Source organism: Actinomyces sp. oral taxon 448 str. F0400 (genome assembly GCF_000220835.1).
Taxonomy (GTDB): domain Bacteria; phylum Actinomycetota; class Actinomycetes; order Actinomycetales; family Actinomycetaceae; genus Actinomyces.
In genome coordinates this window covers 1,396,735-1,409,094 of sequence record NZ_GL985606.1, presented here as the reverse complement: position 1 = coordinate 1,409,094, position 12,360 = coordinate 1,396,735, and the positions used below count along the sequence as shown (strand labels likewise).

13 protein-coding genes are annotated in these 12,360 nt (G+C 68.1%); 7 read left to right on the top strand and 6 right to left on the bottom strand.

Annotated features, from left to right (window positions below; all coding sequences use genetic code 11):
* Positions 1 to 242, bottom strand: a 242-nt coding sequence (locus HMPREF9062_RS13120) for a hypothetical protein (RefSeq protein WP_034253847.1), incomplete at its 3' end; no start/stop codon positions are given.
* Positions 243 to 453: 211 nt separating this feature from the next.
* Between HMPREF9062_RS13120 and HMPREF9062_RS06020 the strand changes: the two genes are divergently transcribed.
* From HMPREF9062_RS06020 to HMPREF9062_RS06010, 3 genes are read left to right on the top strand one after another with little or no spacing between them, the layout of a single operon-like run.
* The gene (locus HMPREF9062_RS06020) at positions 454 to 1,422 is read left to right on the top strand and encodes an ADP-ribosyltransferase (RefSeq protein ID WP_034253845.1); all 969 of its coding nucleotides are present in this window, start codon (positions 454 to 456) and stop codon (positions 1,420 to 1,422) included.
* The gene (locus HMPREF9062_RS06015) at positions 1,419 to 2,216 is read left to right on the top strand and encodes a hypothetical protein (protein WP_009749182.1); all 798 of its coding nucleotides are present in this window, start codon (positions 1,419 to 1,421) and stop codon (positions 2,214 to 2,216) included. Before HMPREF9062_RS06020 ends, HMPREF9062_RS06015 begins: the two co-directional genes overlap by 4 nt.
* On the top strand, positions 2,213 to 2,728 hold the full coding sequence (locus HMPREF9062_RS06010; protein WP_009749181.1) for a hypothetical protein: 516 nt from the start codon (positions 2,213 to 2,215) through the stop codon (positions 2,726 to 2,728). The genes HMPREF9062_RS06015 and HMPREF9062_RS06010 overlap by 4 nt, the downstream gene beginning before the upstream one ends.
* Before the next feature lie 48 nt (positions 2,729 to 2,776).
* On the opposite strand, the gene ffh is transcribed toward HMPREF9062_RS06010, so the two are convergent.
* Positions 2,777 to 4,477 carry a signal recognition particle protein gene (gene ffh, locus HMPREF9062_RS06005; protein WP_009749180.1) on the bottom strand — a complete coding sequence of 567 codons (1,701 nt, stop codon included), beginning with the start codon at positions 4,475 to 4,477 and terminating at the stop codon, positions 2,777 to 2,779.
* 217 nt (positions 4,478 to 4,694) lie between these two features.
* The gene (locus HMPREF9062_RS13595) at positions 4,695 to 4,907 is read right to left on the bottom strand and encodes a P-II family nitrogen regulator (RefSeq protein ID WP_009749178.1); all 213 of its coding nucleotides are present in this window, start codon (positions 4,905 to 4,907) and stop codon (positions 4,695 to 4,697) included.
* A 222-nt stretch (positions 4,908 to 5,129) separates the two neighbouring features.
* On the opposite strand from HMPREF9062_RS13595, the gene HMPREF9062_RS05995 reads away from it, so the two are divergent.
* From HMPREF9062_RS05995 to HMPREF9062_RS05980, 4 genes are all read left to right on the top strand, one after another.
* Positions 5,130 to 6,110 carry an ABC transporter ATP-binding protein gene (locus tag HMPREF9062_RS05995; RefSeq protein ID WP_009749177.1) on the top strand — a complete coding sequence of 327 codons (981 nt, stop codon included), beginning with the start codon at positions 5,130 to 5,132 and terminating at the stop codon, positions 6,108 to 6,110.
* A 152-nt stretch (positions 6,111 to 6,262) separates the two neighbouring features.
* On the top strand, positions 6,263 to 6,991 hold the full coding sequence (locus HMPREF9062_RS05990; RefSeq protein WP_311153326.1) for an ABC transporter permease: 729 nt from the start codon (positions 6,263 to 6,265) through the stop codon (positions 6,989 to 6,991).
* Between the two features lie 14 nt (positions 6,992 to 7,005).
* Positions 7,006 to 8,181, top strand: a complete 1,176-nt coding sequence (locus HMPREF9062_RS05985; protein ID WP_009749175.1) for a sensor histidine kinase — start codon at positions 7,006 to 7,008, stop codon at positions 8,179 to 8,181.
* Positions 8,182 to 8,256: 75 nt separating this feature from the next.
* Positions 8,257 to 8,868, top strand: a complete 612-nt coding sequence (locus HMPREF9062_RS05980; protein WP_009749174.1) for a response regulator transcription factor — start codon at positions 8,257 to 8,259, stop codon at positions 8,866 to 8,868.
* A 131-nt stretch (positions 8,869 to 8,999) separates the two neighbouring features.
* On the opposite strand, the gene ftsY is transcribed toward HMPREF9062_RS05980, so the two are convergent.
* The 3 genes from ftsY to HMPREF9062_RS13590 all read right to left on the bottom strand — a co-directional run.
* Positions 9,000 to 10,166 (bottom strand): signal recognition particle-docking protein FtsY, encoded by a 1,167-nt coding sequence (gene ftsY, locus HMPREF9062_RS05975; RefSeq protein WP_009749173.1) that lies wholly within the window; start codon positions 10,164 to 10,166, stop codon positions 9,000 to 9,002.
* 132 nt (positions 10,167 to 10,298) lie between these two features.
* On the bottom strand, positions 10,299 to 10,670 hold the full coding sequence (locus HMPREF9062_RS05970; RefSeq protein ID WP_009749172.1) for a hypothetical protein: 372 nt from the start codon (positions 10,668 to 10,670) through the stop codon (positions 10,299 to 10,301).
* A 381-nt stretch (positions 10,671 to 11,051) separates the two neighbouring features.
* On the bottom strand, positions 11,052 to 12,360 hold a 1,309-nt coding region (locus tag HMPREF9062_RS13590), incomplete at its 5' end, for an AAA family ATPase (protein WP_009749171.1).

Sequence of the window (12,360 nt, the reverse complement as noted above, 5' to 3'; positions counted from 1 at the left end):
AGCTCAACCCCCCACAGCGGGACCGGCTCCAGCTCAACCCCCCACAGCGGGACCGACTCGACCAGCCACAGCGGAACCGACTCGACCTCCCACGCCGAAACCGGCTCCAGCTCAACCGGCCACAGCGGAACCAACGCCAGCTCAACCCCCCACAGCGGAACCGACTCGACCTCCCACGCCGAAACCAGCTCCAGCTCAACCGGCCACGCCGGAACTGACTCGACCAGCCACAGCGGAGCCAACTCGGCCTCCCACGCCGAAACCGGCTCCAGCTCAACCCCCCACAGCGGGACCGGCTCCAGCTCAACCGGCCACGCCGAAACCGACTCGACCTCTTCAGGCAGGGCGGAAACCTCTTCTGCTTCTCATGCGAGCTTCGGTGCCGATTCCTCCGGTTCTTCAGCGGGTACGTCCTACCATGGTCTGGACCCGGTTCAGGGACCCGTCGACAATATGGCCTCCTCGTCCGCTTCATCTGGAGGGCCCACCACTTATCACGGTCTGGATCCAATCACCGGCGAAACCCATCAGCCCGCCCACACCAACAGCGGAGCCCATACCACCCAAGACACCACCACCAACGGAACCCACACAACCGACGACGCCGGCGCCCCCAACGACACCGGCAAACCGACAAGCACGCCCGACACCGACGCCACCACCCACCACGGGCAGAACGGCGACGATCCCAACGCCCACGGCAACGGCTCGGAGAACGATTCCCACGAGGGGAATCACGACTCATCCGATGGCTCCGATAGCCCGTCCTCCGATCACAGCTCGGATGGCAGTTCCTCTCAGGGGGGTGAGGGAAGCTCAGAGCAGACGTCTCCTGACGGCACCATCGATCCCGACAAGGTTCCTTCACCTCCACCGGATCCGGGACACTCCGCTTACAACGATACGGCGGTGAACGAGTGGGCTCAGAACACCTCGAAAGCCACAGGAATGACGCCGGAAGGAGCCCTCGGCGTCTACGATTACACAACGAATGACGGTTACCATACCATGAATCCGGCACTACGCGGTGCTCCCGACACACCGATTCCATCCAATGTGCAGACTCGGATCGACAACACATTGTCGGGAATGAACCAGCTACCCGAAGTCTCCGCCACGACCTATCGAGGAACGAACGTCCCTGATGACGTATACACTCACCTTCAGACCGGTACCGGCGAATACACGGACAAGGCATTCATGAGTTCTTCATACAACGAGAGCGTCGCCGCCAACTTCCAAAGCGGTTCAAAAAATTCCGTAGTTTTCGAGATCAATGGGAACAGCGGTGTCGACGTGTCGAAACTGTCGGCTTACGGTGGCGAAGCGGAGATCCTTTTCAAACCGGGAACCACGTTCAGCATATCTGAATCGTCTCTGGACGAGCAGAATATTCTGCGGGTGAAGCTGGCGGAGAAGTGAGCGTATTCGATCTCATCGGCGCTGATGGTGTGCGACGGCCCTTCACCGGGGACATCGAGGACCTGGACCGGCCCGCCAAGGATCGTCTGCGCATCAATCAGGCCGAGGCCACCCGCCTGGGCCTGGGGGAGATCCCCACGGATCTGGAGGATCGACGCTGGTGGCGGCACTATTACCCCGTCCGCCCCGAAGACGGCGAACTCGACTACGACCTCCTGACGCATGAAGAAGAACGGGAGCAAAGGCTGGAGAACAGCCGACGAAACCGCCTGCTCTACGAACACGCGCGCTACATCGTCCCCGAAAGAGCAACGCGTCCCCGTCACGGTCCGCCCATCATGCCCCGCTGGGCCGACGACCCGGTGTCCCTGAAGCCAGTGACACCAGCCACCTACAGCTTCAGATTGCGGCGCGGATTCCGCACTCTCATGGACCGCGGACACGGGCGAGAAGAGGTGTGGATCGTCGGCTTGTTCCACCTCACACGCTCCGACGGCTCCGCCACCTTCGTCGTCGAGCACGCCGGCGAGGCCTGGGCCACGACCCGCGCCGACGCCCGCCCCTGGCCCGCCGAGCTGAATACCATGTTCGATCGTTCACCCGACCCATGGCTCCCCGTCGATGCCCGACCTCTGCCCGCCGTACCAACCGACCCCGCCACACCACTGGACCCGCCAACCAGCATCCCATTCCCAGCGCGGATTGCAACCGAGAATATTATCAGGGGCGCCTCGTGGCGAGACGGGGCACCGACCACCCCCTACCGCCCCCACCCACCGGAAGACCATTCATGACCGACACCGCCGAACCAACCCCGCAAGAACGCTTCAACAACGCCATCGAAGGCCTGCGTCACCTGCCCGCAACCGGCGCCGTCACTTTCCGCGGAGTCACCAGCCCCCGTGGCCAAACGCCCGAAGTCCTGGTCACCCAGAACATTACCGCCACCAGCCGCGACTTGTCCGTGGCCTCCATCGGACTGACCAGTCCGGGAATCGCCGTCGTCGTCGCCCGCACCGGCCGTGACCTCGACCCTATCTCCGCCGTCCCCGCCGCCCAGGAGGTCGCCCTCCTGCCGGGCACCGTGCTGTACATCGGACGCTTCATCCACGCCGCCGGGCACGATGTCGAGCTCATTGAGCAGCTCACCCCCGATGGCTCGCAAGACGAGTGGACCGCCCACCTCACCGCACAGGCGGTCGCCGAACTCACCAGCACCGTCAACACCATCATCACCAACGCGCAGGGACGCCCCTGTCCCATCGACTCCGACTACTGTCAGCGCTTCACCACTCCGCTGGTCTGACCGACCGCTCGCACGATACGCAGCCGCTCGTGCCACTCGGGGCGAGTCTCAGCCCAGCCCCAGGCGACGGCGCAGATCCTCCGGCAGAGCGTTCATGGCGTCGACGACGTCATCACCGCTCCCGTCGGCGGCGGGAGCCACGGCCGTCTCCCGGTCGGGCATGATGCCGTAGTCGCCCGCTGCGGGCGCGGTCGCCCCGCCCAGCCCGAAGGCCGAGCCGGCGGCCGGGGCGGGCGTCGCATCAGAGGCCGAGCCCCTGCCCGCCCCAGCGCGGGCCGACGCCTCCTTCGCCTGGCGGGCCGCCTTGGCAGGGTTGCCCGACCGCCCCTTCTTCCCGCCCTTGCGCCGCTTGGCCTTGGGGGCCTGACGTGCCTTGGCGCGCCTGCCCGTACCCGGCAGCGAGCCCATACCGGGCATGCCGCCGCCCATCCCGGCGCCGTCAAGACCACCACCAGAGGCCATGGCCTCCATCATCTTCTTCGCCTGCCCGAAGCGGTCGACGAGCTCGTTGACGGCCTGAACGGTGGTGCCCGAACCACGGGCGATGCGCGAGCGACGCGAGCCGTTGAGGATGGACAGGTCACGCCGCTCAGCCGGCGTCATGGAGTGCACAATGGCCTCGATGCGATCAACCTCCCGCTCGTCGAAACTCTCCAGGGCCTCGCGCATCTGACCCATCCCGGGCATCATGCCCAGCAGCTTCTTCATCGACCCCATCTTGCGAATCTGACGCAGCTGGCCCATGAAGTCGTCGAGGGTGAACTCGCCGGAGGCGAGCTTGGCGGCGGCATCCTCCGCCTCCTTCTCATCGAAGGCCTTCTGCGCCTGCTCGATGAGGGTCAGCAGGTCGCCCATGTCAAGAATGCGGGAGGCCATGCGGTCGGCGTGGAAGCGCTCGAAGTCCGTGACGCCCTCACCGGTGGAGGAGAACAGGACCGGGGCGCCGGTGACCCCGCGCACGGACAGGGCCGCGCCGCCGCGAGCGTCGCCGTCGAGCTTGGAGAGCACGACACCGGTGAAGCCAACACCGTCGCGGAAGGCCACCGACGTGTTGACAGCGTCCTGACCGACCATGGCGTCCAGGACGAAGAGGATCTCGTGGGGGCCCACGGCGTCACGGATGCGGATCGCCTGATCCATCATCTCCGCGTCCACGCCCAAGCGCCCGGCGGTGTCGACGACGACGACGTCGTAGCCGTGGGTGCGAGCCTGCTCCACACCGCTGCGGGCGACCGCGATGGGGTCGCCCACCCCGTTGCCGGGTTCGGGCGCCCACACGTCGACTCCGGCGCGCTCAGCAACGACGCCCAGCTGGGTGACGGCGTTGGGGCGCTGCAGGTCGGAGGCGACCAGCAGAACGCGTCTGCCCTCCTCGCGCAACCAGCGGCCGAGCTTGCCGGCCAGCGTCGTCTTGCCGGCGCCCTGGAGGCCGGCGAGTATGATGATCGTGGGACCCCGGTCGGCCCAGTTGATCTCGCGGGACTGCCCGCCGAGGATTTCGATGAGCTCGTCATTGACGATCTGGACGACCTGCTGGGCGGGGTTGAGGGCCTGGGAGCGGGCGGCCTCCTTGGCCTTCTCACGCACCGCCGCGGTGAAGGCGCGGACCACCGGCAGAGCGACGTCGGCCTCCAGGAGGGCCCGACGGATCTCCGAAACAGTGGTGTCGATATCCGCCTCGGTCAGGCGGCCCTTGCCGCGCAGAGAGCTGAATGAGGCGGTGAGCCGGTCGGAGAGATTGCCGAACACGCGGTGTCCTTCCTTGGCGCCGGGCGCGCCTGCGGTGGTGTGCTTGCGGACCCGAGACCGTCGACGGTTGCCTACGGGCGCCCGGGTATAGCTGCCGACCAGGATAGCGCCAGCGACAAGCCCTCGATGCCCCGGGTGCCGCCGTGCTCGGCGGCCAGCCAGATCTTGCCGTCACCATGTTCCCAGTCCGGGCCGCCTCCGCGATGACGGTCACGGCTCACGGGGCCTCGGCGTCCGCGGCGAGCGCCTCGATGCGGACGGGGACGTAGTCGGCTCGGTACTCCACGCCCCGGTAGACCTCAGCATGTCCTTTCTGCCGGCCCGAGCCCTGCGCCTCGGAGATCGTGACCCCGTTCAGATCGACGGCCACTAGCGCGGTGGTCACCTTGTGGAGCTGGTAGGGCTGGATAATCGCGGTGATGAGCCTCATGGCTCTGAGCGCTTCTTACTTCTCGCCGCTGGTCTTCCAGCTGACGGCCTTCCCGTCGACGGCGTCGGCAGGTCCAAGATCCCCGGCGCGACCTGGCTGCTGTGCCCGCCGCCCGCCTGTGCCCGCTGGGCTCCACAGCCATGCGCACCCCTGAGATATGTCATGAGCAAGTAGTGACCGACGGACCATGGACCGCGGCAGCGGCGCAACGACTCTTGCGTCATGAGCACAACGACGACCCTGCCCGCCCCCGAGCCCCCGCTCCGGACGAGCACCGATGCAGCCATCACGACAACCAACCTTCACAAGTCCTTCGGTGACCTCACCGCCGTCGACGGTATCGACCTGACCATCCGCCCCGGCGAGGTCGTCGCCTTCCTGGGCCCCAACGGCGCCGGCAAGACGACGACCATCGACATGATCCTGGGGCTGAGCCGCCCCACCAGCGGCGAAGTGCGCACCTTCGGGATGACCCCGCGCCAGGCTGTCGACAGGGGCCTGGTCACCGCCGTCATGCAGACAAGCGGGCTCCTGCCCGACATCACCGTGCGTGAGACGGTCGCGCTGACGGCGAGCTTCTTCACCCACCGGATCGAGGTCGACGAGGCCATGCAGCGCGCCGGCGTCACTGACTTCGCCTCACGGACGGTCAGGAAGTGCTCCGGCGGCCAGCAGCAGCGTCTGCGCTTCGCCATGGCGCTGGTATCCGACCCGGCCCTGCTCGTCCTCGATGAGCCGACCACCGGCATGGACGTCGAGGGGCGCCGTAGCTTCTGGGAGGCCATCCATGCCGACGCCGCAGGTGGACGCACGGTCCTCTTCGCCACGCACTACCTTGAGGAGGCCGACGTCTACGCCGACCGAATCATCTTGATCCGTCATGGGCGCATCATCGCCGACGGCACCGCAGCCGAGATCCGCGCCTCCGTGAGCGGCCGGAGCGTACGGGCCACCCTGACCTGCACGGCCGAGCAGCTACGCAGCGCTCTGACCGATCTACATGCCCAGGGCATGGTCTCCGACATCGAGATCCTGGGCAGCGCACTCTCACTGAGTTCCACCGACAGCGACGCCGTCGCCGCGCTCCTCCTCGACAAGCACCTGGCCAAGGACCTGGAGATCACCAGCCGTGGCCTGGAAGATGCCTTTGTGGCCCTGACCAGTGGCGACGCCACTGCTCCCGCTCTGGGAGCGTCAGTATGAGCCGCACCGCTCGTACCTGCACTACTGTCACCCTTCCACCCCCTCCATCTGACGGATCCACTATGTCTTCCATGTCTTCCTCATCTTCGTTCCTGCCCACAGCCTCCAGCAGCCCGGATCTCAGCCCCCGTACCACTCCGCCTCTGGGCGGGCTGAGCCTGGCCCTGCTGTCGCTCGAGGCACGCCGGCGTCTGCGCAACCGTCGGGCCATGATCTTCTCCGTCCTGCTGCCAGTGGCCTTCTTCCTCATGTTCACCACCACCGACTACTCCTCGACGCCATACGGCAACGGCAATGTCGTGGCAAACATGATGATCGGCATGGCACTGTACGGCGCGCTCATGACCACCACCGGGGCAGGGGCGGCCGTGAGCAACGAGCGGGCCTCGGGCTGGAGCCGTCAGCTGCGTCTGACGCCGCTGAAGCCCATCGCCTACATCACCGCCAAGGCGATCGTCGGCATGCTCATCAGCGTCCTGGCCATCGGTGCCGTCTACGCCTTCGGGCCCTACCGTCATGCCCAGATGCCGGCGAGCGCCTGGATCACCTCGGCGCTCATCATCTGGCTCGGTTCCCTGGTCTTCGTCGCCTTCGGTCAGTTCATCGGCTACGTACTCCCCTCCGACAATGCCATGCAGGTGGTCGGGCCCCTCATGGCCCTGCTCGCCTTCCTCGGCGGCATGTTCATCCCGTTGACGCCGGGCTCCACCATGGACCGCATCGGCAGCCTCACCCCCATGTACGGGCTGCACAACCTGGCGCTGTGGCCCATGGGAGGCAAGACCTTTTCCTGGTGGTGGATGGCCAACGTCCTGACCTGGCTCGCGATCTTCCTGGGCGGGGCCGCCTGGAGGATGGGCCGAGACACGGCCCGCGTGTAGATGCGGGGGCGAGCATGAGTACCATCATGCCCGTGCCCGTCCACGCCTCGTCCCCAGGTGAGGCGCGAACGCGTCGCACCCGAGTCGTGGTGGTCGGCTGGGGGATCGTGTGGGCTTCCTTTATGGTTCCGGTCGTCCAGGCGGGCATAGCCCAAGGATCCAGCGGAGTCTGGGGCGCAGTCAGTGCCGTCGTCTCCTGCGTGTGCCTGTATGCCGCCTGCTCGCTGAGCGTGAGGCGGGTGCGCCGGGGACTGGCCTGGCCCAACCGACTAAGTCTGTCGCTCATCGTCGTCGGCGCACTCACGGCGACCGGAGCCGCCCTCGGTGTGGGATCGCCGGGCCTGCAGCTGGTGGTCTTCCTGGCCGTCGTCCTAGCCTTCTCCCTGCCTTGGCAGGCGGCCACCGGGCCCATCGCGATCCTGACTGGCGCGCTGTTCCTCGTCCCCAGGATGGCTCCGTCCTGGTCCGCGAGTGAGGACGCGTGGATCGCTCTGCTCGGTGCGGGAGGAGCTTGCGTCTTCGGGCGCTACATCATGGAGCAGCAGCGTGTGGCCCATATTCTGGAGCAGCGCACTCACGAGCTGGAGATCAACGAAGAGCGCAACCGCATGGCCAGGGACATGCACGACATCCTGGGGCACTCGCTGACCGTCATCGCTTTGAAGACCGAGCTCGCCACCAGACTCGTTGACACCGCTTCCGACCAGGCCCGGGCGGAGCTGATCGAGGTGCAGTCCCTGGCGCGCTCCGCCCTGGCTGACGTGCGCTCCGCTGTCAACAGCTACCGTGAGCTGAGCCTGACCGGCGAGCTGGCCCGAGCCGCGAACGTCCTGACCTCGGCTGGTATCCGTGCCGACCTGCCGCTGACCGTTGAGGCCGTCGACCCCGAGCTGCGCGAGCTCTTCGCCTGGGTGGTGCGCGAGGGCGTCACCAACATCGTGCGCCACGCCCACGCCTCGCGCTGTCGGGTGAGTCTGACCGCCGACTCCATCGAGATAATCGACGACGGCGTCGGGATCGATTCACCCAACGGCGTCGCAGACGGTCACGGGTTGGAAGGGCTGCGGCAGCGCTGTCAGGACAACGGTGCCAACCTCACCATCGAGGCACCCTCCAGTGGCAGCGGCACCGTCCTGAGGGCGAGTACCCGCCGTCTATCCTCCCGTCTGACGCACGACGCGACCGACTGACCCAGTGCGCGCATCCCACTCCGGCGAGCACTAATGTCGCCGGTCCTACGAAGCCTTGAGTAACGGAGATGATCGATGATCCGGGTGATACTGGCCGATGACCAGGCCATGGTGCGCGGAGCGCTCGCCGCGCTCCTCGCCTTGGAAGCCGATATCGAGATCGTCGCCCAGGTCGGAAACGGGGACGATGTCCTACCCGCCGCACTCGAGCACCGGCCCGATGTCGTTCTCATGGACGTCGACATGCCCGGCACTGACGGGCTGAACGCGACTGCGAGGCTCCTGGAGCGGCTGCCGGCCACAAGGGTCCTCATCGTCACGACCTTCGGGCGCCCCGGATTCCTGCGGCGCGCCATCCAGTCCGGGGCCCACGGCTTCGTCGTCAAGGACGCTCCGGCCACCGAGCTGGCCGAGTCAGTGCGCCGAGTCCATGCGGGGCTGCGCGTCGTCGACCCGGCACTGGCCGCCGACTCACTCGTCTTCGGTGACTCCCCCTTGACCGCCCGGGAGACCGAGGTGCTTCAGGCCGCCGCCGACGGCGCCACCGTCGCCGAGGTCGCCCGACGCGTCCACCTCTCGGAAGGCACCACCCGCAACCACCTGTCCCAGGCCATGGCCAAGACCGATGCACCCACACGAGCCGCAGCGGTGCACGTCGCCGCCCAGAAGGGCTGGATCATTCAGTAGCGCAGTAGTACGGGTGAGCGGGCACTCACCCTGACCGGTCGAAACGTCGCCGGCTGCCCGCGCTTTGAACGAGGCAGGTGCCGGTGGCCCGATGCGGTTGCGCGGCGGAACGGGCTCGCGAGCCCAGCGGCTCAGGACAGCAGGGCATCGACGAACCCCTCCGGGTCGAAGGGAGCCAGGTCGTCCGCGCCCTCGCCGAGCCCGACGAGCTTGACGGGCACGCCCAGCTCCTTCTGCACGGTTACCACGATGCCGCCCTTGGCGGTGCCGTCCATCTTGGTCAGCACGATCCCGGTGATGCCCACGGCCTCGGAGAAGACCTGCGCCTGACGCATGCCGTTCTGCCCGGTCGTGGCGTCCAGCACCAGTAGGACCTCTCCGACCGGCGCGATCTTGTCCATCACGCGCTTGATCTTGCCGAGCTCGTCCATGAGGCCGGCCTTGTTCTGCAGTCTCCCGGCAGTATCGACCAGGACGACATCGACCCCGGTGCGGGCCGCCTCGCCGGCCGCGTCGTAAGCCACCGAGGCCGGGTCGGCACCCTCCTTCTGACCGCGCACGACCTCGACGCCCACACGCCGGCCCCAGGTGGTCAGCTGCTCGGCGGCCGCGGCGCGGAAAGTGTCGGCCGCCCCCATGACGACGGTACGGTCCTGAGCAAGCAGAACGCGGGCGAGTTTGCCGCAGGTGGTCGTCTTGCCGGTCCCGTTGACGCCCACCATGAGGACCGCGGCCGCGGGCGCGCCCTTCGTCTCATCCCAGCCCTCGGCGGGGGCGGGCCGCTCCAGGCTCAGGGAGCGGTCCATGGTCGGGTCGACCAGCGTCAGCAGCTGGGCGCGCAGCACATCGCGGATGGCCTGGGGATCGCAGGTGCTCAGAACCCTGGCCTGGGTGCGCAGCTCATCCATGAGAGCGGTGGTGACCTCGATTCCCAGATCCGAGGTCAGGAGCGTGTCCTCGATCTCCTCCCAGTCGGCCTCGCTCAAGTCTCCGCGGGAGAGGACCGACAGGACGGCGCGGCCGAAACCGCCGGAACCGGCCAGACGCGAACGCAGGCGCTGCATGCGCCCGGGGATCGACTCAGGGCGCTCGAGGGTCGCGGTGGGCGAGGCGACGTCGTGGGTGCCGGCCTCCTCCTGCTCCGCCGGCGGAGCGGGCAGGATGTCGTCGGCGGCGGTGGGCTTGTGAGCGCTGACCTCCGGCGGCGCCTGCGAGCCGCCGCGGCCCCTGACGACGAACCAGAGGCCGCCGATGACGGCGAGAACGATGACGACGAGAACGATCATCCAGGGTTCCATGGGGCCATCATGCCCGATGGGGCCCGCAGCGCACCGCGACCTTCGCCCCGGACGTCGGGCCGACCGACGACGGCGCCCGGCGCCGGAACGTTGCCCCGGCGCCGGGTGCCCGCGTGCAAGTTCGCTGGAGGATTAGGAGGCTGTGAAGGTCCTGTCGCGCACGACCGAGGGCTTCGGCGCGGTGACGGTCCGCCCCGCGCGAGAGCGGCGCATGGCAGCCGGAGCCCCCTCCGCCGTGGTCATGGCCTTCTCGACGACGCCGACCAGCCCGGAGAAGGAGTCGGTACCGGTGTACACCGACGGGCCCTCCCGCGTCATGAGGTCGTTGAGGTGCACGTCCTGCGGCACGACCTCGACGGGTTCCTCCTTCTCGAGGGCCGCCTCACCCAGGTTGCGCAACCCGGCCCGCCACGTGGAGACGGGGTAGCGAGTGACGAGGAAGAACCCGATGACCGCCAACGCGGCGGTGACGACGACAAGCAGAGGAAACAACATGGCACCCATGGGGTTAATTGTGCCTCCTCGGCGAAGGGAGGAGAACCCGTGACCCACCGCTATGACGCCAGTCGTGACCATTGCCGCATGTGATGCGTAACCAAATGACGGTCACAAAAGGCTCACAACACCTGCGTTGACGGTCGCACGCGCCTCCCGCCGGGCTAATCTGCTCCAGGGCGCGCCCTCCTGGGAGCCGCACTCGCACGCGCCCGACAGCCCGGTCCTCTACGACCGACGCCTCGAGTCATCGACCCTGATAACACCTGTCAAGACCCGACGAGCCTCGTCGGGGCTCTCCACCGCCGTCCGACGCCCACCGCACCCATGACGTCCGGACGGCCGGTCCGGGCCCCGGCGTCCCAGCTCGCCCCGACCGGCCCCGGCCGCTCACAGATGGTCGGCGGACGGGCCCGGCCGGTCGTCCGACGCCGTCTGCTTCCGGGAGCGCGCCCCCTGCGGGCGCGCCAGCCGCTGGCTGACGGCTTTGGTCACCCCTTCGCGCATGGAAATGCCGTACAGGGCATCGGCCACCTCCATGGTGCGCTTCTGGTGGGTGACGATGATCAGCTGACTCGATTCGCGTAGCTCGGCGAAGATCTCCAGCAGGCGTCCCAGATTGGTGTCGTCCAGGGCCGCCTCGACCTCGTCCAGGACGTAGAAGGGCGAGGGCCGGGCCTTGAAGATCGCCACCAGGAGGGCCACCGCCGCCAACGACCGCTCACCGCCGCTGAGCAGCGACAGCCGCTTGACTCTCTTGCCCGCCGGGCGCGCCTCGATCTCGACACCGGTGGTGAGCATGTCACCCGGGTCGGTGAGCACCAGACGACCCTCGCCCCCGGGGAAGAGGCGGTCGAAGACGCTGGCGAACTGACGGGCGGTGTCTTCGAAAGCCTGAGAGAAGACCTCTTGGACGCGAGTGTCGATCTCCTCGACGATGCGCAGCAGGTCGGCGCGAGAGGACTTGAGGTCGGCCAGCTGCTCGGCGAGGAACTGGTGACGCTGCTCCATGGCGGCGTGCTCCTCCAGGGCCAGCGGGTTGACCCGGCCCAGCCGGGTCAGATCCCGGCTGGCGCGCGCCAGCCGCTTCTCCTGCTCGGCGCGCACGTAGGGGCGCCCCGGGACGAGCCCGATCGCGGCCGGCTCGTCCTGCTCCTCGCCGCCGGCGGCCCGCCCGGCCTCCCCGCCGCGTCCGGCCTCGACGGCATTCCCGATCTCATCGGGGACATCGGGAACAGGCACGTGCGGGCCGAACTCGTCGACGAGCGGCTCGAGCTCGAGCCCCAGCTCGTTCATGGCGCGCTCGGCCAAAGCCTGAAGCCGCGTGTGCTGCTCGGCGCGGGCGATCTCGTCGCGGTGAGCGGCGTCGGTGAGCCGGGTCCTCTCGGCGGTCAGCTCGTCGAGCTCGTCTCGGATCTCGCCGGTGGCGACGCCCGCCTCGGCCCGCTCGGCCTCGATGCTCTCACGCTCGCCCCGGGCCTGCTCGACCCAGGCGTGGGCGGCTCGGGCGGCAGCGCGGGCCTGGTCGTGCACGTGACGGGCCACGACCAGTTGGGCGGTACGGCGGGCCTCAGCGCGCTCGACGGCGTCGCGGGTCCGCCGCTCGCGACGGGCGGCGTCTCGCAGGGAGTCGGCGCGGCCGCGTCCGGAGCGCTCGCGCTCCTCGGCGGTGCGCAGTGTCAGGCGGGCCTCGGTCTCG

Coding starts and splice junctions, on each gene's coding strand:
- HMPREF9062_RS06020 (WP_034253845.1), top strand. CDS start 454: ATGGCCTCCTCGTCCGCTTCATCTGGAGGGCCCACCACTTATCACGGT.
- HMPREF9062_RS06010 (WP_009749181.1), top strand. CDS start 2,213: ATGACCGACACCGCCGAACCAACCCCGCAAGAACGCTTCAACAACGCC.
- HMPREF9062_RS13595 (WP_009749178.1), bottom strand. CDS start 4,907: ATGAGGCTCATCACCGCGATTATCCAGCCCTACCAGCTCCACAAGGTG.
- HMPREF9062_RS05995 (WP_009749177.1), top strand. CDS start 5,130: ATGAGCACAACGACGACCCTGCCCGCCCCCGAGCCCCCGCTCCGGACG.
- HMPREF9062_RS05985 (WP_009749175.1), top strand. CDS start 7,006: ATGAGTACCATCATGCCCGTGCCCGTCCACGCCTCGTCCCCAGGTGAG.
- HMPREF9062_RS05980 (WP_009749174.1), top strand. CDS start 8,257: ATGATCCGGGTGATACTGGCCGATGACCAGGCCATGGTGCGCGGAGCG.
- ftsY (WP_009749173.1), bottom strand. CDS start 10,166: ATGGAACCCTGGATGATCGTTCTCGTCGTCATCGTTCTCGCCGTCATC.
- HMPREF9062_RS05970 (WP_009749172.1), bottom strand. CDS start 10,670: ATGGGTGCCATGTTGTTTCCTCTGCTTGTCGTCGTCACCGCCGCGTTG.